The sequence below is a fragment of the Streptomyces panacea genome (genome assembly GCF_040560175.1).
GTDB lineage: Bacteria > Actinomycetota > Actinomycetes > Streptomycetales > Streptomycetaceae > Streptomyces > Streptomyces panacea.
Genome location: NZ_JARJHW010000141.1, coordinates 1 through 19,249 on the forward strand (window position 1 = coordinate 1; position 19,249 = coordinate 19,249).

Genomic DNA, 19,249 nt, shown 5'->3' on the forward strand with positions numbered 1-19,249 from the left:
AGACAGTCCCGCAACCGGGGGCGGGCCCCCGGACACCCCCCGCGGCTGCGGACGGGTGGGTCAGGCTGGTGGTTGGCCCTCGGGCTTGTCGTGCCAGCGGGGGTCCGTCTCCCATTCCTGGTTGCGTTCGGCCGCCGTCTCCATCGCGTTCTCCGCCTCCTGCCTGGAGGCGTACGGGCCGAAGCGGTCCTTGGCCGGACAGTCCGGACCCTCCTCGACCCGCTTGTGCTGGAGGCAGTAGTACCACTCGCCCGGCTTACCCGCCGTGCGCTTCTTGAACAGGGCCATCGTCGGCTCCTTCCTCTGAACGCCATGCTGCCCCACGGGCGGCTTCCGAACGCTGGTTAGACTCGCTCGTATGTCTGGCCAGTCACTGCTCGTGCCCGGGGAGCTCTCTCCCGTCCGTTCCGTTCCCGGAAAGATCCGGCGCCCCGAGTACGTCGGGAAGCCTCTGCCGACCCCGTACACCGGGCCGGAGGTGCAGACCGACGAGACCGTCGAGCTGATGCGGATCGCCGGGCGGATCGCCGCTCAGGCGATGGAGGAGGCCGCGAAGCACATCGCGCCCGGCGTCACGACCGACGAACTCGACCGGGTCGCGCACGACTTCATGGTCGACCACGGCGCGTACCCCTCCACCCTCGGCTACCGCGAGTTCCCTAAGTCGCTCTGCACCTCGGTCAACGAGGTCATCTGCCACGGAATCCCGGACTCCACCGTGCTGCGCGACGGTGACATCGTGAATCTCGACGTCACCGCCTACATCAACGGCGTGCACGGCGACAACAACGCCACCTACTACTGCGGTGACGTCGACGAGGAGTCGAGGCTCCTCGTGGAGCGGACGCGTGAATCACTGAACCGGGCCATCAAGGCCGTCCGGCCCGGCCGGCAGGTCAATGTCATCGGCCGGGTCATCGAGTCGTACGCCAAGCGCTTCGGTTACGGCGTGGTCCGCGACTTCACCGGGCACGGCATCAACGCGTCCTTCCACTCCGGGCTGATCATCCCGCACTACGACAGCCCGCACGCGACGACCGTCATGCGGCCCGGTATGACCTTCACGATCGAGCCGATGCTCACGCTCGGCACCCACGAGCACGACATGTGGGACGACGGCTGGACCGTGGTGACGAAGGATCGCAAGCGGACCGCCCAGTTCGAGCACACACTCGTGGTGACGGACACCGGTGCGGAGATCCTGACCCTGCCCTGACCGGACGCTCCGGGTGTCCCCCGCGCTATGAACGGGTATCTCTTTTACCGACAGGACGTCGGGAACCAGTTGACTTAGGTAAGCCTAAGTAGGAGGATCGGCGAAGGCAAGCGCCCGTGCTGCCCCGCCGGATCTCGGTCTGGTTTTCCGTCCCCCTCGGCCCCCGGAGGCCCGCCTTGGACGCAACCGCCACCGCCACCCCCTTCTCCACACTGATCCGTGTCGCCTCGCACGAGAAGCACACCGAGGTGAACACCTCGACCTTCATGAGCGACCTGCTGGGTCAGCGGTTCGGAGTGGAGGCGTACACGCGCTACACCGAACAGCTCTGGTTCGTGTACCGGGCGCTGGAGGACGCCGCCGGGACCGTCGAAGGGGATCCGGTCGCCGGCCCCTTCGTCCGGCCCGAGCTGATGCGCATCGACGCCCTGGAGCGCGACCTGACGCATCTGCGCGGTGCCGACTGGCGCGAGGGCCTGGAGCCGCTGCCCGCCACCGCCGCGTACGCCGCCAGGATCACCGAGTGCGCCCGCACCTGGCCCGGCGGCTATGTGGCCCACCACTACACGCGCTATCTCGGGGATCTCTCCGGCGGCCAGGTCGTCCGCGACATGGCCGAGAAGACCTGGGGCTTCGCGCGCAAGGGTGACGGCGTCCGCTTCTACGTCTTCGAGGAGATCGCCAACCCGGCGGCGTTCAAGCGCGCTTACCGCGAGCTGCTGGACGCGGTCCCGGCGGACGACCTGGAGAAGCAGCGCATCATCGAGGAGTGCCACCGGGCGTTCGACTTCAACGGGGCCGTCTTCCACGAACTGGAAGGCGAGTTCCCCCTCAGCGCGTAACGGGGTTCAGCGTGGCGGGAGCAGGCGGACGCGTCCGCCGATCTCGATCGAGCCGTCAGGGCCGGGGGCAGTGAGGATCTGCGACCCCCGGCCCTGAGTGATGTTCAGCGCACGGCCCAGTTCGGCGGTGAGCAGCAGGGCCGCCGCGCCCGTCGCCTCGTCCTCCACGATGCCGTCGTCGCGGCGCGGGAAGCCCCGCGCCCTGACCCGGCCGGCCGACTCGTCCTCCCAGGCCCACGCGTAGAGCCAGCCCTCGCCCGGCGGCGGGGCGGGCAGCGCGTCGACCTCGGCGACGGTCCCGTACCGGCGCAGGGTGCGCGGCGGGGACCATTCGGGGCGCGCCGTGATCCAGGTGAACTCGCCGTCCTGGCGCACCCACACCTCACCGACGGGCGGGTTGACCACCTCCAGGTCGAGCAGCCAGGCGGCCCCGACGAGCGGGTACCCGGCGAACAGCAGTCGCAGGCCCGGCGTGTAGATGTCCACGTGACCGCGCTCGGGGTCGTCCACGAACACGGTCTCGCTGAAGCCGAGTTCGGCGGCGAGCGCCTGCCGGGACGCCTCGTCGGGGTAGCGGTGGCCCTCCCGTACGACGCCGAGCGGGTTGCCGTGCCGGCCGTCGCCCGCGCAGAAGACGCGCAGTACCTCGATGTCGCCGCTGCCGTCTCGGCCGATGTCAGTCACGGTGGCATTGAAGCATTCACCTGCGAGGTGTGCCCGACGGGGCAGGGCGGTACCGCGATTTCCGTGCGGTACCGCCCTGCCGCGCTGTCGGAGCCCGGAGGCTCAACTCACCTGTCGGACCTCGCCGGTGGCCGGGTCACGGCGCCGGGCGATGTAGACCGCGGCCCCGCCCGCGACGGCCAGCGCGCCCGCCGCGCCCATCAGCGCGCCGGTCGGAAGCTCGGCGCCGGTGCTCGCGAGGTTTCCCGTGCCGCCCGCGGAGCCGCCGACGGAACCGGCCGCTGAGCCGCCGCCCGCCGTACCGCCGGTGCCACCCGTGGTCCCGGCTCCGCCGGTCGTACCACCTGTGCCGCCGCCGCCCGAACCACCTGAGCCGGCCGATCCGCCCGGCGGCAGTTCGCCGTCCTTCGTGAGGGAGACGGCCGCGGTGACGGCGTCGAGCGCCTCGCCCGCCTGGTACATGCCGCCGAACGCCTTCGTACCGTCCGCGGTGAGCGAGGCGGGCACGGCGTTCAGCGCGACGACGCCGTCCTTGGCCTTCAGCTCACCGGCGGGCAGGTCGAGCGTGGCGATGGTCAGGTCCTCGAAGGTGGAGACCTCGTGGGTCGTCCGGTCCTTGGTGCTGACGTCCGCGACGAGGGTGCCCCTGCCGTTCTTGACCTCGGCCTCCAGACCGCTGAGCTTGAGGTCGAGCACGTACGAACCGGCCTCCTCGTGTCCCAGGAAGCGGACCGATCCCTCGAACTCGGCGGAGAGGGTCTGCGCGTCCTCGTCGAAGGAGCCGGTGGCCTTCGGGAAGCGGTACGCCTCGCCCGGCTGGGTGGCACCGGCCGCGAGTTCGACCTTGCCCTTGGCGATGGGGCCGGTCACATACGTACGGAAGCTCTTCTTGACGCCCCAGTCGAGATTGCCGTTGAGGATCGCGCCGTCCACGACAGCCGGGTCCGTGGGCTCGTCCGTGGGTTCGTCGGTAGGTTCGTCGGTGGGCTGATCGGTCGGCTCGTCCGTAGGTTCGTCGGTCGGCTCGTCCGTGGGTTCGTCGGTGGGCTCATCCGTCGGCTCGTCCGTGGGCTCATCGGTCGGGGCCTTCCCCGCCGTCACGGAGAGCGTCGCCGGGTCCAGCTCGGCGCCGGCGGCGTAGAAGCCCGCGAACGCCTCGGAGCCCGCCGCCGTCAGCTTGGCGGGGATGTCCTTGAAGACCATCGCGCCGTTCTCGCCCTGGCCCGGCCGGACCCCCGTCAGATCGAGATCGGCGATCGAGACGTCGTCGCGGGTCGCGGTCTCGCCGTCGGTCACGCTGGTGACGTCGGCGGTGATCTCCCCCGCCGCACGGCCGGTGTTGACCTTCACATCGCTCAACTTGATGTCGAGGACGCCGTGGTGACCCTCGAAGTGCACGCTTCCCTTGAAGGTGGTGGCGGTGGCGTGCGTACCGGTGTCGTAGGTGCCCTTGCCGTCGGTGAAGGTGAACACGCCGTTGCCGGTGGCCTGGGTGGCCCCGTCGGCGGCCGTGATCTTCCCACCGGCGGCGGGTGAGAGCAGGTACTTACGGAAGGACTCTTTGAAGCCCCACTCCAGGGTGCCGTCCTTCAGTTCGAGCTGCGGGGCGGCGGGAGCGGCGGGAGCGCCGCCGGAGGCGAACGCCGGGACGGCGAGCGCGGTCGCGCCGACGGCCACGACGGTGGCGACTGCTGCGGCAAGGGATATGGGACGACGGGTGGCTGCCATGTTCGGGGGTCTCCTCGGTGAGTGGAAAACGCGAAAGGAGTGGGGGGTGGGGAGGGGGAAGGGAAGTCAGGTTCCGTCGGTGTCGGTCGTCGCCGAACCGGTCGTCGCGCTCGCGGTCGTCTCGGTCGCCGTCGCCTCGGTCGCGGTCGTCGCGGTCGTCGCGCTCGTCTCGGTCGCGCTCGCCGTCGAGTGACGGCGCCGGACGCCGACGTACACCGCGAGGGCGGCGGCGAGCAGCACGCCCGCGCCGATGCCCGCGTACGTAAGGGCGTTGGAGGAAGAGGCGGCGGACGCGGACGCGGCATCGTCCACCTCCGCCGGCTTGGTGGGTTCGCCCGCCGCCGCACCGGACTTCGTCTCGGCGGACGCCGCCGCGCCGCTGCCCAGATCGGGCAGCGCGGGCAGCTTCGCCTTCTTGTCGACGGCGACGGCGAGCGAGACGGGGTCCATCGGCGTGCCCGCCTTGTACATGGAGCCGAAGACCTCGGCGCCGCCCTCGGTGAGCGTCGCGGGTGCCTCGGTGAGCGCGGCGAGGCCGTTCTTCGGTGCGAAGTCCCCGGCGGCGAACGTGACCAGGGGGACGGCCTTGCGCGGCGCCCGGCCCTCGCTCGCGACATCGGCGGCCAGGGTGCCCTTTCCGGCCTTCACCTGAACGCTGATCTCACTGAGCGTCAGGTCCAGTCGGGTTCCGGTGAAGTGGACGCTGCCCGCGAAGCCCGCGTCGAGCGTCTGCTTCTTCGCGTCGTACGTGCCCTTCCCCTCGGGGAAGCGGAAGAGCGCGCCGCCGTCCTGCGCCCCGCCGGCGAGCGTCCAGCGGCCCTCGGCGATGGAGCCGGTGACGTACTCGCGGAAGGTACGGCGTACGCCCCAGTCGACGGCCGCGTCCTGGAGCGCGCCCTCGGCCCGCTCGTTCTCGGCCCTGCCGGCGCCCTTGTCCTGGTCGGCCGGCTTCTGTCCGGGCTTCTCGGCCGGCTTCTTCGCGGCGGCCACGTCCACGTCCACGGAGAGGCTGATCGGGTCGAGCGGTGTCCCGGCCGTGTAGTACCCGGCGAAGGCGGTGGCGCCCTGTGCGGTGAGCGTCGAGGGGACGTCGCTGAGGGCGACGGGGCTGCCGCCGCCCCTCATGTCGATCCCGCCGAGATCGAGCGTGGCGAGCGGGACCTGGGACGACGTGGTGATCTTGCCGCTCCCCTTGGCCTTGCTCGCCATGTCGGCGTACAGGGTGCCGCCGCCGCCGGAGATACGGACCGTGGGACGGCTGATGGTGAGGTCCAGCTCGTGCGATCCGTCGGGCTTGGTGTGGCCGACGAACCGGACGCCGCCGCTGAATCCGGCGCGCAGCGCGCCGCTGTCGGGGTCGTACGTCCCCGAGGCGGAGTGGAACCGGAACTGGCTGCCGCCCACAGTGGCGGCGCCCCCGTTGAGGCTCCAGCCGCCTCCCGATATCGGGCCGGTGACATAGCTCTGGAAGGAGGACTTGATCCCCCAGTCGAGCCTGCCGCCCTGCACGGTGCGGTTCGCCGCGTGGGCCGTGGCCGTCGGGAGCAGCGCCCCGAGAAGCGCGGCGAGCAGCGCGACGGCGAGAGCGCGCACCGGTCTGGACGACAGCATCTGAAGATCACTCCCACGTTGGAGAAACCGGCGGCCACGGGCACACCGAGGAGAGCCCGGATGAGACACACCCCGGGCCTAGTAAGCAAGGTAAGGCTAACCTAAGCTATCTCCAGCTCGGTGCGGAACCCCTCCGTCCAGGGCGCCTGAACGGAACTCCGACCGGGGTCCGAAGGGACTCCACACAACGACGGGACGGTGCACTCCGTGCGCACTCAACGCCTGGCGGGCGCGGTCATCTCGGTGCTCGCCCTCGCCCTGCTCGCCACCGGCTGCGGCGACGGAGACAGCGGCGGCGGGGCGAAGGCCAAGGGCTCCGAATCGACGGCCACCGCCGACCGGGTCGAACCACTGGCCACCGCCCCCGCCCCGGAGCTGCCGGTCACCGTGGACTCCGCCGACGGCACGAAGGTCACCGTCACCTCCGCCGACCGGCTCGTCCCCCTGACCGGATCGCTCAACGAGATCGTCTTCACCCTCGGCCTCGGCGAGCACGTCGTGGCCCGCGACATCACCGCCACCTTCGAACAGGCGGCGAAACTGCCCGTGGTGACCCGCGCGCACGACGTCTCGGCCGAGAGCGTCCTGTCCCTGCGGCCGACACTCGTCATCGCCGAGACCACCACAGGACCGGCGGAGGCCGTCGACCAGATACGCGACGCCGGGATCCCGCTCCTGGTGGTCGAACCGGCGAAGAGCCTGGACGACGTCGGGAAGCGCATCACGACGGTGGCGCGCGCCCTGGGCGTCGACGCGGCGGGCGACGAGCTGAGCGCCCGTACGGCCGAACGGATCGCCTCCGTACAGCAGCGGATCCCGGCCCCCGGCGACGGCGAGAAGCCGCGCGTCGCCTTCCTCTATCTGCGCGGCTCGGCTTCGGTCTATCTGCTCGGCGGCCGTGACTCCGGGGCGAGTTCACTGCTGGAGGCCGCCGGCGCCGTCGACGCCGGCAAGGAGTCGGGCCTCGACAAGGACTTCACCGCGATCACCAGCGAGGCGCTGGCGAAGGCGGCGCCCGACGCGATTCTCCTGATGACCAAGGGGCTCGACTCGGTGGGCGGTCCCGACGGACTGGTGAAGATCCCGGGCGTCGCCGAGACCCCCGCCGGGCTCGACCGCCGATTCGTCTCCGTGGACGACGGCGTACTGCTCAACTACGGGCCCCGTACGGACCAAGTGCTCGCGTCCCTGGTCGAGCAGCTCTACCCGGACGGCGAGTGAGATGACGGCGACCGCACCCACCGTGCCGGCCGCGCCGCCGGACACGTCCCCGTCCGAGGACGCTCCGCGCGGGGCACCTCAACGACGCGGCGCCACCTGGCTGTTGACCGCCGGGCTGCTCGGCGTGCTGCTCCTGCTCTCGCTGCTCTCCGCCGGGCTCGGCGCGTACGACATCCCGCTCGGCGACGTCCTCTCCTCCGTTCGGCACCGGATCGGCCTCGGCGGCGGCGCGCTCGAACGCGTCCCCGAGAGCGTGCTGTGGAACGTCCGACTGCCGCGCGTCGTCCTCGCGTTGCTCGTCGGCGCCTCGCTGGGCTGCGCGGGCGCCCTGATGCAGGGCGTGTTCGGCAATCCGCTCGCCGAGCCCGGGGTCATCGGCATCTCGGCGGGCGCGGCGGTCGGCGCCGTCGCGTCGATCGCGCTCGGTCTGAGCTTCCTCGGCAACTGGACGGTCACCGTCTGCGCGTTCGTCTCCGGGCTTCTGACGGTGCTGCTGGTGTACGCGATGTCCCGCTCCGGCGGCCGTACGGAGGTGGTCACGCTCATCCTCACCGGCATCGCGGTGAACGCCTTCGCGGGCGCGCTCATCGGGCTGTCCATCTTCTTCGCCGACAACGCGCAGATCAGCCAGATCACCTTCTGGCAGCTCGGCTCGCTCGCCCAGGCGACCTGGCCCAAGGTGCTCGCCGTACTGCCCTGCGCGCTGCTGGGTCTGGCCGTCGCGCCCTTCTACGCACGGAAGTTGGACCTCCTCGCACTGGGCGAGCGGCCGGCCAGGCATCTGGGCGTGGATGTCGAACGACTCCGCGTCGTCCTCGTCCTGGTCGTCGCGCTGCTGACGGCCGCCGCCGTCGCGGTGGCGGGGATCATCACCTTCGTCGGGCTGCTGGTCCCGCATCTGCTGCGGATGGCCAACGGCCCCGGCCACCGCTTCCTGGTGCCGGGCAGCGCACTCGGAGGCGCGCTGGTCCTGGTCGCGGGCGACCTCGCGGCGCGCACGGTGGCGGCCCCGGCCGAACTGCCCCTCGGCGTCCTGACGGCGCTGTTCGGCAGTCCGTTCTTCTTCTGGTTGCTGCGCAGGACGCGGCGTAGACAAGGGGGTTGGGCATGAGGGCGGGCACAGTCGTGAAGGCCACGGCGCACAGCGTGCTCCTGAGCATGTTCGCCGTACGGGGCAGAGAGCTGCCCGCACCCACCACCCACGGGGATGTCGTCGCCGAGGCGCGGGGCCTGCGCGTACGGCTCGGGCGGCGCGACGTCCTCGGTGGCGCCGACGGCGGTGTGGACCTCGTCGTGCGCGCCGGTGAGGTCCTGGCCCTCGTCGGACCCAACGGGGCGGGCAAGTCGACGCTGCTGGCCGCGCTCGCCGCCGACCCGGACGCCGCCGGGACCGGCGGCCGGGTACTGATCGGCGGCCGGCCGGCCCACGACTGGTCCGCGCCCGAACTCGCCCTGCGCCGGGCCGTGTTGCCGCAGGCCGCCACGCTCTCCTTCCCGTTCCCGGTGGAGGAGGTCGTACGGATGGGCCGCGCCCCCTGGGCGGGCACGGTGGCGGAGGGCGACGACGACGCGGCCGTGGCCGACGCGATGGCGGCGACCGAGGTGACCGAATTCGCCCGCCGCCCCTTCTCGGCCCTCTCCGGCGGCGAACGCGCCCGTGTCGCGCTCGCCCGCGTCCTCGCCCAGCGCGCCCCGCTGCTCCTCCTCGACGAGCCGACCGCCGCACTCGACCTGCGCCACCAGGAGTTGGTGCTGCGCGTCTGCCGGGCCCGCGCGACGGCCGGTGACGCCGTCGTCGTCGTGCTGCACGATCTCGGGCTGGCCGCCGCGCACGCCGACCGGGCCGCCGTCCTGCACGAAGGGCGGGTCGTGGCGGACGGCCCGCCCGCCGCCGTGTTCGGCGACGAACTGCTCAGCCGTGTCTACCGACAGCCCGTCGAGGTCTTCCCGCACCCGCGCACCGGGACCCCGCTCGTGATTCCGAGGCGGACCGGTAGGGTTCGGACGGTCAGTGGGGGACACGGAGCAGAAGGCGACCGATGAGAAGGCCGATTCGGGCAGCGGCGGGGCTGGCGGGGGCGACGGTGATGTCGCTGCTCGCGAGTGGGTGTATGACGGTCCACGGTGAACTGGCGGTACTGCCGGGCGCGAAGAAGTCCGAAGCGGCCCAGGCCCTGGCGGACTTCACCGAGGCGTACAACGAGGCGGACAAGGCGTACGACCCGGGGCTGGACGCCGGCCGGGTCACCGGGGCGCTCGGTGCGATCAACCAGGCCGGGCTCAAGGCCAGGAGCATCACGAACCCGGAAGGCAACGACCGGCACCAGCCGCTGGAGTTGACCGACGCGAAGTACCTCATCCCCAAGAAGGCTGGCTGGCCGCGCTGGTTCGTCGCCGACACCGACAGCAACCGCGACAAGGACGAGGGCCCCGGCGACAACCGCTGGGTCCTGGTCTTCGTGCGGGGCGGCGCCGACCAGTTGTGGGAGGTCGCCTATCTCGCGATCCTGACGCCGGGCGAGATCCCCGAGTTCGAGACGGACAAGGACGGCTTCGCCGTACCGGCCCCGGCGGACAGTGGGTCGACGGCGGTGGCTCCCGGGGACGTGGGCTCCGAGTACGTCTCGTACCTGAAGGACGGCGAGCCGGCGCACTTCGCACGGGGACCGCACACCGACGAGTGGCGGGACATCCGCGCGAAGAACGCCAAGCTGCCCGGTCTCACCATTCAGTACAGCGATCAGCCCCTGGACGACGGGGACTTCGCGCCACTCGGGCTCGCCACGAAGGACGGCGGCGCGCTCGTCTTCTTCGCGATCAAGTACTTCGACCGGCAGACGGCCGCCCCCGGCTTCACCCCGAAGGTGAGCGCCGATGTGAAGGCGCTGATGACCGGCGCGGTGAAGGACACCCTCACCAAGGAGTGGGTGTCGAGCCAGGCGGCGCTGCTGAAGCCGGACGGCGCCGGCGCGGACCAGGTGAACGTGGTGAGCAGACTGCAAGGGGTGGTCGGGGCCGAAGGCTCCTGAACACCCCTCGCAGATACGGACGGACGCGCCGGAGGTCAGCGGCCGAGCGGCCAGGCCACCGGGTGCGGGTCCAGCTCGTGGTTCTCGCCCGCGTACCGCGCGCACGCGTCGGTCAGCGTCTCCAGCAGTGTCAGCGGGTCGGGCAGCGGGTGCTCGGGGCCGCGCAGCCAGGTCATCGACAGCTCGCCGGGCAGTCTCGCCGGCGGTACGAGGACGTAACTGCCCCGGCAGTGCCAGCGGAAGCCGGGGTGCTCGTCCATCGTCTCGGGGTGGCAGTCCAGTTCACAGGGCCACCACTCGTCCTCGTCCTCGGGCGTGCCACGGGTGGCGGTGAAGAAGAGCATCCGGTCGCCGCCCGAGTCGGCCACCGGACCCACGTCGATGCCCGCGCCGAGCAGCCGCTCCAGCGCCCAGCTGCCGGCCTCCAGCGGGACGTCGAGGGCGTCGTGGACCATGCCGGTCGCCGTGATGAAGTTGGCTTCGGGCTGATTCCTGGCCCAGCGTTCGATCTGTGCCTCGTCGGTGGTGGACTGCGTCTGCCAGGCGAAGGAGATGGGATGCCTGGCGGGGGTGGGACAGCCGATGCGTTCGCACGAACATCGGTAGCCGATGGGATGCGCGGCGGGCGATATGGGCATACCGGCGGCGGCCACGGCGAGGAGCAGTGCCAGGCGCGCGTCGGCGTCAGGAGCGGCGTCCCGACCGTCGTCGGACTTTCTGGCGAGTCGGCGCAGCCACTGGGAAACCTTGCCCTCAGTGCCGCGGTAGCGGCCGAAATCGTCGCCCATCTATCCCCTCACCTCATGCATCGGTCCTCTCGGACTCTTCCATGTTCGCACCATCCTGCGCTTCGGGGGGCCGCACTCCTCAACCGGGGTGGGGAGGCGGATGCCGATCACCGGGCGTCATCACGGGCTATATCAGGAAATGGTCTACCGATGCGTGCGATGGGCACCGGTGGTGTTCGACACATCCGCCGACCGGGAATCGGGTCGGACCGGTGCCGGGTCCTGTGTGCGGCACTCAGTGCCGTACGGAGGCCGCCAGACGGGCCTCATCAGCCCGCCGGACCCGGCGGAGCACCCGCCCGGCCACCCGCCGGACCCGGCGGCCGGGGAGCCAGGCCGTTCAGCGCGTAGTCGACGAGGGAGTCCGCGTAGGCGTGCGTGAGCGGCAGCGTCCGCAGCAGCCAGCGGTGCACGATCGGGCCGGTCAGCAGCTCCATCGCGGTACGTGGGTCGATGTCGTCCCGCACGGCCCCCGCCTCCTGCGCGGCCCGCAGCCTCCGTACGTAGAGCGCGGCCTGCGGCTCCAGCAGCTTCCGCGCGTACTCGGCGCCGATCTCCGCGTCCACAATTCCCTCGGCCGCGAGCGCGCGGGTGGGCGCCTCGAACGTCGGGTCGTTCAGTTCGTCGACCGTGGCGCGCAGCACCAGCTTGAGGTCCGCCGCGAGATCGCCGGTGTCCGGGATCTCGTACGCGCCGTCGCCGCCTGCCGCACGGGCGGCCTGCTCACCGAGGTCGAGGAAGGCTTCGAGGAGTACGGCGGCCTTGGAGGGCCACCAGCGGTAGATCGTCTGCTTGCCGACGCCCGCGCGGGCCGCGATGCCCTCGATCGTCGTCTTCGCGTAGCCGGCCTCCCCGACCAGGGACAGGGCGGCGGCGTAGATCGCGCGGCGCGACTTCTCACTGCGGCGGGTGGAGTCGGGTGCCTTACTTTCAGCCATTTCGGGAGCCTACCAGTCAGGCGAGACGCGACGTCTCGCCCGAAGTCGTTTCATGCGCGGCCGACGCGGCGATGTCCATTCGGCGCCGCTGCGTGAACCACCCGATCGGATCACTGCGCGAAAGGCCCTCACGGGCGGACCATGGCCTCAACGCACACACCCCGTGCGACCCATCGTTCGTGAGGAGCCCTAGTTGCCTCGTGACGCCTCGCCCCGCCGCTATCTGATGTGCCCACCGGCGCATTTCAGAGTGACGTACTCGATCAACCCGTGGATGGATCCGTCGAAACCGGTGGATCTGCCGCTGGCTCTCGCGCAGTGGGAGGTGCTCCGCGACCGCTACCGCGCTCTCGGTCACACCGTCTCCCTGCTCGAACCCCGATCCGACCTGCCCGACATGGTGTTCGCAGCCAACGGCGCCACCGTCATCGACGGCCGTGTGCTGGGCGCGCGCTTCGCGCACCCGGAGCGTACGCGGGAGGCGGAGGCGCATCTCGCCTGGTTCCGCGCGCGCGGCTTCACCGACATCCATGAGCCGGCGCACATCAACGAGGGCGAGGGCGACTTCGCCGTCACCGCCTCGTACATCCTGGCCGGGCGGGGCTTCCGGTCCAGTCCGCTCTCGCACGACGAGGCGCAGGAGTTCTTCGGCCGGCCGGTGATCGGGCTCGATCTGGTCGATCCGCGCTACTACCACCTGGACACGGCGCTCTGCGTCCTGGACGACGCGGCCGACGAGGTCATGTACTACCCCGGCGCGTTCTCGCCCGGCAGCCGGGCCGTACTCGCCCGGCTCTTCCCGGACGCGCTCATCGCCGAGGAGCCGGACGCGGCGGCCCTCGGGCTCAACGCCGTGAGCGACGGCCGCCATGTGCTGCTGCCGCAGGCGGCGGCCGGTCTCTTCGCCCCGCTCAGGAGCCGGGGCTACGAGCCGATCGCCATGGATCTGGGCGAGCTGCTCAAGGGCGGCGGCAGCGTGAAGTGCTGCACGCAGGAGCTGCGGCAGGAGCAAGAGCTGGACGTGCGGAGGGAGTTGCTGCTCTCAGCCTGATTCCGGCACGGAATCCGGCGCGGGATCCGGCGCGTCGTGGGGCGGCCAGGCGTCGCCCCACGACGCGTCCCGCGCGGCCCGGTACAGCGGCCCCTGCCTCTTGCTCACCGTCTCGCGCCGCAACCCGTCCGCCTCCGTACAGAGGTCGAGCAGCATCTGCCCCTTGCGGGTCTGCGGCTTGCGGGTCACCCGCGCCCGTACCGGCTCCGCGTCGAAGCGCACCGCCGCCACGTAGCTGAACTTCTCGTCCTCGTACGCCAGCGAGCCCCCCTTCACCTGCCGGTGCAGCGACGACCGGCTCACCCGGGCGGCGAAGTGGCACCAGTCCGTGCCGGGTTCGATGGGGCACGCGCCGCTGTGCGGGCAGGGCGCGGCCACGCGCAGGCCCGCCCCGATCAGCAGGTCGCGGGCCTCGATGACGCGCTGGTAGCCGTCGGGCGTCCCCGGCTCGACGATCACGACGGCCTGTCCGGCGCGCGCCGCTTCGGCGACGAGGGCGCCTCGATCGGCGGGGTCGAGCTCGTTGAGGACGTACGAGACGGTGACCAGGTCGCACTCGGGGAGCTTCAGGCCCGTACCGATCCTGGTTCGGCGCCACTCGACGTCCCGCAGCGCGGGCAGCCGCGACTCGGCGGCCAGCTCACGGCCGAGCGTGAGCGCGGGCTCGGCCCAGTCCAGCACGGCGGTGCTGCGCGCCCCTCCGGTCCGGTTCCCGGCGCCGCCGTGCGTCCAGGTCGCCTCGGCCGCCCAGACCGCCGCGCCCGTCCCCCCTCCCACGTCCACATGGCTGCCCGGCGCCCAGCCGGGCGCCGCCCCGGCGAGCGCGTCGAGCGCGGCCCGTACGGCCTCGAACGTGGCCGGCATCCGGTACGCGGCGTAGGCGGCCACATCGGAACGGTCACGCAGCAGCGGCGTACCGGTCGGGGTGTCTCCCCGGTAGTTGGCGATCAGCCGTTCGACGGCCTGGGCGGCCTGTCGCGGCGGCAGCCCGTCGAGCAGTCCGGCCAGCGCGGCACGCAGGACTTCGGCGGTGGGGAGGGAGACGTTCACCGCCGAATTGTAGGCACCTCGGGAGTGGCCGGATTCCGCCTGTCCAACACTCGGCGGGCACCTGACGGGCACGGAATCGGGGCGGAACGGGCTGCGGCGGGCACCGGCCCAGTTGCTACGCTGACGGCCGTTGCCGCTCCATCGCCACACCGTGCTCGCGGGGGGACCAAGTTGTCGTTTTACCGTGCTCGCGGTCTGACGCCGATGTCCTTGATGACCAAGCGGCAGAAGATCGTGCGCATCACACTCATCGCCGGCGTTCTCATCCTGGTGATGCTGCTCGTACTCGCGAGCTGCGGCGGGACCAAGGACGACGCGAAGCCCCGTAAACCGGTGGTGAGTACCGGCCCCGAGACGCAGCTGAACGTGCCCGACGGCTACAACACGCGGCGCGGCTGGGAGATCAAGGACGTGTCACCGCAGTACGCGGTCGCGTCCGCCACGGGTCTCGTCGCGTACCTGGCCCGGATCGACGAGAGCCGGTACCAACTGCGCACGCTGAACTCCGAGACCGGGAAGGCCGGTTGGTCGGGGCAGGCGTGGCGGCCCCTGGCGCCGGTCGACCGCTACCCCCGGCTGCTCTCGGTGACCAAGGGCGACAAGCAGTACTTCGTGACCTGGTCGTACGGGCGGCTCGGCGAGTACGCGCTCGCCTCGGCCGACTCTCTCGTCTCCCTCGACGTGTACGACGCGGGCACCGGCGAACAGCGGCGGGTCGAGGTGCCCTGGGCGGACGCGCCGACCGTCACGAGCACCGGCCCCGGCATTCTGATCAGCGACGGCAAGGCCATCAGCGCGGTCGTCGACCCGACGACCGGCGAGGTGTCCAGGACGGCGCCCGGCTCGCTCGGCTACCCGAAGGACTGCCCGAACTGCAAGAAGCTGACCGAGGTGCGCGGGGTGACCGCGAACGGTCTGCTGGTGAGCGGGGCGAAGGAGTTCTGGGTACGGGGCGGCTGGTTCAGCCGGAAGGTCGCGCCGAAGGGCACCGAGCCGGCCTCCGGGGTGCCGGCGTCCGTGTCGGCCGGCCATGTTCTCGCCAAGTGGCAGAAGAAAAAGGGCGCGAAGGACGCCGCCACGCACGACCTGTGGGTGGTGCACGCCCTGGACACCGGCAAGGCCGTGGCGCAGGTGCGGTGCCGTAAGCCCGCGATCAACCCCGCCGCGCAGCCGCAGGTCATCTCCTCCCCCGACGGCCGCTATCTCATCGCGGGCAGGCTCGCCTTCGACCTGGACGAGAAGACGGCGTTCTGCTTCGAGGAGACGGACGGCACCAGGCCGCTGACGCTGACGTCGGTGGCGGACACGGGTATGGCGTACGGGGCGACGAGCGCCCGTAACGTGACGGACGCCCTGGCCGGCGGCGGCAATCCCGTACAGGTGAATCTCGCCACCGGGGAGCCCGAGCCGCTGGCGCTCAACGTGCGGCTGCCCAGCGGGGACGCGAACGGGGTGGGGCTGTTCCGCTGGACGGACGGCCAGGACCGGCAGCGTCTGGTCGCCTACCTGCGGCGCGTCGAGGACTGAGCCTCTCGCGCGGACGGTCCCCGAGCGCTCGGACGGCGCTCGGGAACCGCTCGCTCAGGTGCCGGCCGGCTGCGCCGCCCGGTGCTGCGGCTGCCAGGGGCGGCACAGCGCCAGGAAGCAGACCAGCGAACCGACTCCGCACACCACCTGCACGACGGCCATCGGCACCGCCGTGGCCTCGCCCGCGATCCCGACGAGCGGCGACGCGATGGCGCCGATCAGGAACGACGCCGTACCGATGAGGGCCGACGCCGATCCGGCGGCGTGCGGGGTGCGCATCAGGGCCTGCGCGTTGGTGTTGGGCATCGCGAGCCCCATCGCCGACATCAGGACGAACAGCCCGGCCGCGACCGGGAAGAGGCCGGGCTCGCCGAACACCCCGCTCGTCATCAGCAGCAGCGCGAGTCCGGCGAGCGTGATGACGACCAGACCGAAGGCCAGCACCTTGTCCATGCTGACCCGGCCGACCAGCAGCCGGCCGTTGATCTGCCCGACGGTGATCAGGCCGATGGAGTTGATGCCGAACAGCAGGCTGTACATCTGCGGCGAGGCGCCGTAGATCTCCTGCACCACGAACGGCGAGGCCGCGATGTACGCGAACAGGGCCGCGAAGGCGAGCCCGCCCGCCAGCGTGTAGCCGGTGAACACGCGGTCGGCGAGCAGTACGCGCATCGTGCCGAGCGCCTCGCCGACGCCGCCGCTGTGCCGCTTCTCACTCGGCAGCGTCTCGTGCAGCCACTTCACGACGACGAGGGTCAGCGCGATACCGACGGCCGTCAGGACGACGAAGATGCCGCGCCAGTCGGTGACCTGGAGCACCTGGCCGCCGATCACCGGGGCGATGACCGGAGCGACGCCGGAGATCAGCATCAGGGTGGAGAAGAAGCGGGCCATCTCGACGCCGTCGTAGAGATCACGCACCACGGCGCGGGCGATCACGATGCCGGCCGCGCCCGCCAGTCCCTGGAGGAGGCGGAAGCCGATGAGCAGTTCGACCGTGGGGGCGAAGGCGCAGATGGCGGTGGCGAAGACGTACACGACCATGCCGAGCAGCAGGGGCTTCCGGCGGCCCCATTTATCGCTCATCGGCCCTACGACGAGCTGGCCGAGGGCCATGCCGGTCAGACACGCGGTGAGGGTGAGCTGCGCGGTCGCGGCCGACGAGCCGAGGGCGCGGGTCACGGCGGGCAGCGCCGGCAGATACATGTCCATCGACAGTGGCGGCAGGGCGGTGAGCCCGCCGAGGACGAGGGTGACGACGATGCCGGCACGCCGGGCCGCGGGGATGCCGACGGCGGTGTCGGCCTCTGTCAGGGTCGAAGCGGTGGGTATGTGTCCTTTGCGTGAGCGTGTGGTCTGGCCGCCGTCCGGCATTCGCATCTCCATGTAGTTGAAACCCTCCCTATGCTCTCAGCTCCGGCCACGTGGTCGAGACCTTTTTTGTGTAAGGGGCATATATGACGGCGGAACACGACAGAGACGGCGGGACCCGCACCGGGACAGGCACCGGCACCGGCACGACGCGGTGGGGCGTGCTGGCCACGGGCGGGATCGCGGCGACGTTCACCGGGGACGTGCAGCGCATGGCGGATGCCGAAGTCGTCGCCGTGGCCTCGCGGAGCGAGGAGTCGGCGAAGGGGTTCGCCGACCGGTTCGGCATCCCACGGGCGTACGGCGACTGGGCCGGGCTCCTCGCCGATCCGGACGTGGACATCGTGTATGTCGCGACGCCGCACTCCGCGCACCGTGCCGCGGCGGGGCTCGCCCTCGAAGCGGGAAAGCCGGTGCTGTGCGAGAAGGCGTTCACGCTCAACGCGCGCGAGGCGCGGGAGTTGGTGACGCTCGCGCGTGAGCGGGGTCTCTTCCTGATGGAGGCCATGTGGATGTACTGCAGCCCGGTCGTCCGGCGGATGACCGAGCTGATCGCGGACGGGGCGATCGGCGAAGTCCGCACGGTGCAGGCCGACTTCGGGCTCCAGGGTCCCTTCGGTCCCGAGCACCGGCTGCGCGATCCCGCGCTCGGCGGCGGCGCGCTGCTGGACCTCGGCGTCTACCCGGTGTCGTTCGCGCAGCTGATCCTGGGCGAGCCCGACCGCGTACAGGCCGACGCGCTGCTCTCGCCCGAGGGCGTGGATCTCAACACCGGGATGCTGCTGGGCTGGGAGTCCGGGGCGACCGCGCTGCTCAGTTGCTCGGTGACCGCCAGGACGCCGTCGACAGCGACGGTGACCGGCACGGCGGGCCGGATCGAGCTGCCGAGCGGCTTCTTCGCGCCGGACGGCTTTGTGCTGCACCGGGACGGGCGGGATCCCGAACAGCACACGGTGGAGAGCCCGTTGACGGGCATGCAGCACGAGGCGGCCGAGGTGATGCGGTGTCTGCGGGCCGGGGAGACAGAGTCGCCGCTGGTGCCGCTGGACGGCAGCCTGGCGGTGATGCGGACGCTCGACGCGGTACGTGAGCGCGTCGGCGTCCGCTACCCGGTGGACGAGGTCGCCTGACGGGCCGTCACATTCGGGTGCCTCAGGCGGGCTTGAGGCCCGGGTCACCCGACTCGGTCACGAAGGAGGCGGCCGTCGAGAGGGGCGCGCCGGGAGTCGTGACGGCGGACACCGTCTTGAAGTCGGCGCGCGCCTCCTGCCTGCCGAGGGTGACGGTCACGTATCCGCGCCGCCCGTTGTAGAACTTCATGTGCGGGTTGGCGGTGGTGAGGTTGGACCAGTTGGACGGCTTGTCCGCACCGTCCTTCCCGCTGGAGATGGAGGTGGCGACGATCTCGGTCCCGACGGTGCGCGAGCCGGGGTCGTCGAAGTCGGCCTTGAGGTCGAAGCCGTAGCCGACGTGTACGTCTCCGGTCAGCACCATCAGGTTCTCCAGGCCGGCCGCCTGCGCGCCGTCCAGAACACGTTCGCGGGAGGCCGGGTAGCCGTCCCACGCGTCCATCGACAGCTTGAAGTCCGGCCGGGGCACGTCCCGGCGCTGCGCGAAGGTGACCTGCTGCGGCAGCAGGTTCCAGGTGGCGCGGGACTGCTGCCAGCCGTTCAGCAGCCACCGCTCCTGCGTCTCGCCGGTCATGGTGCGCGTGGGGTCCTCGGACTCCGGGCCCGGGACCTGCCAGCCGTCCCCGTACGCCTGGTCGGAGCGGTACTGCCGGGTGTCGAGGATGTCGAACTGCGCGAGGCGCCCGAAGTGCAGCCGCCGGTAGAGCCGCATGTCGGGGCCGTCGGGCCGCTGCGGGGCGCGCAGCGGCTGGTTCTCCCAGTACGCGCGGTAGGCGGCGGCCCTGCGGAGCAGGAACTCCTCCGGCGGGACGTCGTTCTCGGGCGTCTCACCCGCGTAGTTGTTCTCCGTCTCGTGGTCGTCCCACGTGACGACGAACGGGTGGGCGGCGTGCGCGGCCATCAGGTCCGGGTCGGACTTGTAGAGGCCGTAGCGCAGCCGGTAGTCCTCCAGCGTGACCGTCTCGCGGTTGTAGTGCGCGGGCAGCCGCCGGTCGGTGTAGTTGCGGGCGCCGCCGACCGCCGTCACGGCGTACTCGTAGAGGTAGTCGCCGAGGTGGACGAC

The 19,249-nt window shown here is 71.4% G+C and carries 18 protein-coding genes; 9 read left to right on the forward strand and 9 right to left on the reverse strand.

The window, feature by feature from the left end; genetic code table 11:
* Positions 1–60: 60 nt before the first annotated feature.
* Positions 61–288 carry a hypothetical protein gene (locus tag P3L51_RS26540; protein WP_354607817.1) on the reverse strand — a complete coding sequence of 76 codons (228 nt, stop codon included), beginning with the start codon at positions 286–288 and terminating at the stop codon, positions 61–63.
* Between the two features lie 70 nt (positions 289–358).
* On the opposite strand from P3L51_RS26540, the gene map reads away from it, so the two are divergent.
* Positions 359–1,216: a type I methionyl aminopeptidase gene (gene map / locus P3L51_RS26545; RefSeq protein WP_354607818.1), complete on the forward strand. Its 858-nt coding sequence runs from the start codon at positions 359–361 to the stop codon at positions 1,214–1,216.
* Between the two features lie 176 nt (positions 1,217–1,392).
* Entirely contained in the window at positions 1,393–2,058 is a 666-nt protein-coding gene (locus P3L51_RS26550) for a biliverdin-producing heme oxygenase (RefSeq protein ID WP_354607819.1), read from the forward strand.
* Positions 2,059–2,064: 6 nt separating this feature from the next.
* Here P3L51_RS26550 and P3L51_RS26555 read toward each other — a convergent pair whose 3' ends face one another.
* The 3 genes from P3L51_RS26555 to P3L51_RS26565 form a co-directional block, all read right to left on the reverse strand.
* On the reverse strand, positions 2,065–2,733 hold the full coding sequence (locus P3L51_RS26555) for a PhzF family phenazine biosynthesis protein (RefSeq protein ID WP_354607831.1): 669 nt from the start codon (positions 2,731–2,733) through the stop codon (positions 2,065–2,067).
* Positions 2,734–2,844: 111 nt separating this feature from the next.
* The gene (locus P3L51_RS26560; RefSeq protein WP_354607820.1) at positions 2,845–4,470 is read right to left on the reverse strand and encodes an HtaA domain-containing protein; all 1,626 of its coding nucleotides are present in this window, start codon (positions 4,468–4,470) and stop codon (positions 2,845–2,847) included.
* 66 nt (positions 4,471–4,536) lie between these two features.
* Complete coding sequence (locus tag P3L51_RS26565) at positions 4,537–6,081, reverse strand: HtaA domain-containing protein (RefSeq protein ID WP_354607821.1); 1,545 nt, start codon at positions 6,079–6,081, stop codon at positions 4,537–4,539.
* A gap of 207 nt (positions 6,082–6,288) precedes the next feature.
* Between P3L51_RS26565 and P3L51_RS26570 the strand changes: the two genes are divergently transcribed.
* Genes P3L51_RS26570 through P3L51_RS26585 form a run of 4 tightly spaced genes read left to right on the forward strand, consistent with a single transcriptional unit; the run spans position 6,289 to position 10,331 of the window.
* Entirely contained in the window at positions 6,289–7,302 is a 1,014-nt protein-coding gene (locus P3L51_RS26570) for a heme/hemin ABC transporter substrate-binding protein (RefSeq protein WP_354607822.1), read from the forward strand.
* A gap of 1 nt (position 7,303) precedes the next feature.
* Entirely contained in the window at positions 7,304–8,413 is a 1,110-nt protein-coding gene (locus P3L51_RS26575) for a FecCD family ABC transporter permease (protein ID WP_354607823.1), read from the forward strand.
* A gap of 47 nt (positions 8,414–8,460) precedes the next feature.
* Positions 8,461–9,345 (forward strand): heme ABC transporter ATP-binding protein, encoded by an 885-nt coding sequence (locus tag P3L51_RS26580; protein WP_354607832.1) that lies wholly within the window; start codon positions 8,461–8,463, stop codon positions 9,343–9,345.
* Positions 9,342–10,331, forward strand: a complete 990-nt coding sequence (locus P3L51_RS26585) for an SCO2278 family lipoprotein (protein WP_354607824.1) — start codon at positions 9,342–9,344, stop codon at positions 10,329–10,331. The genes P3L51_RS26580 and P3L51_RS26585 overlap by 4 nt, the downstream gene beginning before the upstream one ends.
* Before the next feature lie 35 nt (positions 10,332–10,366).
* Here the strand turns inward: P3L51_RS26585 and P3L51_RS26590 are convergent, their stop codons facing one another.
* On the reverse strand, positions 10,367–11,119 hold the full coding sequence (locus P3L51_RS26590) for a bifunctional DNA primase/polymerase (RefSeq protein WP_354607825.1): 753 nt from the start codon (positions 11,117–11,119) through the stop codon (positions 10,367–10,369).
* Positions 11,120–11,388: 269 nt separating this feature from the next.
* Positions 11,389–12,057, reverse strand: coding sequence for a TetR/AcrR family transcriptional regulator (locus tag P3L51_RS26595; RefSeq protein ID WP_354607826.1), 669 nt, complete (start codon positions 12,055–12,057; stop codon positions 11,389–11,391).
* A gap of 193 nt (positions 12,058–12,250) precedes the next feature.
* Between P3L51_RS26595 and ddaH the strand changes: the two genes are divergently transcribed.
* Positions 12,251–13,108, forward strand: a complete 858-nt coding sequence (ddaH, locus tag P3L51_RS26600; RefSeq protein WP_354607827.1) for a dimethylargininase — start codon at positions 12,251–12,253, stop codon at positions 13,106–13,108.
* Here ddaH and P3L51_RS26605 read toward each other — a convergent pair.
* Complete coding sequence (locus P3L51_RS26605; RefSeq protein WP_354607828.1) at positions 13,100–14,158, reverse strand: small ribosomal subunit Rsm22 family protein; 1,059 nt, start codon at positions 14,156–14,158, stop codon at positions 13,100–13,102. The genes ddaH and P3L51_RS26605 overlap by 9 nt on opposite strands.
* A gap of 213 nt (positions 14,159–14,371) precedes the next feature.
* Here P3L51_RS26605 and P3L51_RS26610 point away from each other — a divergent pair, with 213 nt between their 5' ends.
* On the forward strand, positions 14,372–15,685 hold the full coding sequence (locus tag P3L51_RS26610; RefSeq protein ID WP_354607829.1) for a hypothetical protein: 1,314 nt from the start codon (positions 14,372–14,374) through the stop codon (positions 15,683–15,685).
* Positions 15,686–15,739: 54 nt separating this feature from the next.
* Here P3L51_RS26610 and P3L51_RS26615 read toward each other — a convergent pair whose 3' ends face one another.
* Positions 15,740–17,059, reverse strand: a complete 1,320-nt coding sequence (locus P3L51_RS26615) for a multidrug effflux MFS transporter (RefSeq protein WP_354607833.1) — start codon at positions 17,057–17,059, stop codon at positions 15,740–15,742.
* 158 nt (positions 17,060–17,217) lie between these two features.
* On the opposite strand from P3L51_RS26615, the gene P3L51_RS26620 reads away from it, so the two are divergent.
* Positions 17,218–18,186, forward strand: a complete 969-nt coding sequence (locus P3L51_RS26620; protein WP_354607834.1) for a Gfo/Idh/MocA family protein — start codon at positions 17,218–17,220, stop codon at positions 18,184–18,186.
* Positions 18,187–18,208: 22 nt separating this feature from the next.
* Here the strand turns inward: P3L51_RS26620 and P3L51_RS26625 are convergent.
* Positions 18,209–19,249 (reverse strand): alkaline phosphatase D family protein (locus P3L51_RS26625; RefSeq protein WP_354607830.1); only part of this gene is annotated, 1,041 nt, incomplete at its 5' end.

What these genes read in the sequence shown, in the direction of transcription:
- P3L51_RS26540 (WP_354607817.1), bottom strand. Translation starts at nt 288, where the DNA reads ATGGCCCTGTTCAAGAAGCGCACGGCGGGTAAGCCGGGCGAGTGGTAC.
- map (WP_354607818.1), top strand. Translation starts at nt 359, where the DNA reads ATGTCTGGCCAGTCACTGCTCGTGCCCGGGGAGCTCTCTCCCGTCCGT.
- P3L51_RS26560 (WP_354607820.1), bottom strand. Translation starts at nt 4,470, where the DNA reads ATGGCAGCCACCCGTCGTCCCATATCCCTTGCCGCAGCAGTCGCCACC.
- P3L51_RS26565 (WP_354607821.1), bottom strand. Translation starts at nt 6,081, where the DNA reads ATGCTGTCGTCCAGACCGGTGCGCGCTCTCGCCGTCGCGCTGCTCGCC.
- P3L51_RS26575 (WP_354607823.1), top strand. Translation starts at nt 7,304, where the DNA reads ATGACGGCGACCGCACCCACCGTGCCGGCCGCGCCGCCGGACACGTCC.
- P3L51_RS26580 (WP_354607832.1), top strand. Translation starts at nt 8,461, where the DNA reads ATGTTCGCCGTACGGGGCAGAGAGCTGCCCGCACCCACCACCCACGGG.
- P3L51_RS26585 (WP_354607824.1), top strand. Translation starts at nt 9,342, where the DNA reads ATGAGAAGGCCGATTCGGGCAGCGGCGGGGCTGGCGGGGGCGACGGTG.
- P3L51_RS26590 (WP_354607825.1), bottom strand. Translation starts at nt 11,119, where the DNA reads ATGGGCGACGATTTCGGCCGCTACCGCGGCACTGAGGGCAAGGTTTCC.
- P3L51_RS26595 (WP_354607826.1), bottom strand. Translation starts at nt 12,057, where the DNA reads ATGGCTGAAAGTAAGGCACCCGACTCCACCCGCCGCAGTGAGAAGTCG.
- P3L51_RS26610 (WP_354607829.1), top strand. Translation starts at nt 14,372, where the DNA reads ATGACCAAGCGGCAGAAGATCGTGCGCATCACACTCATCGCCGGCGTT.
- P3L51_RS26615 (WP_354607833.1), bottom strand. Translation starts at nt 17,059, where the DNA reads ATGCCGGACGGCGGCCAGACCACACGCTCACGCAAAGGACACATACCC.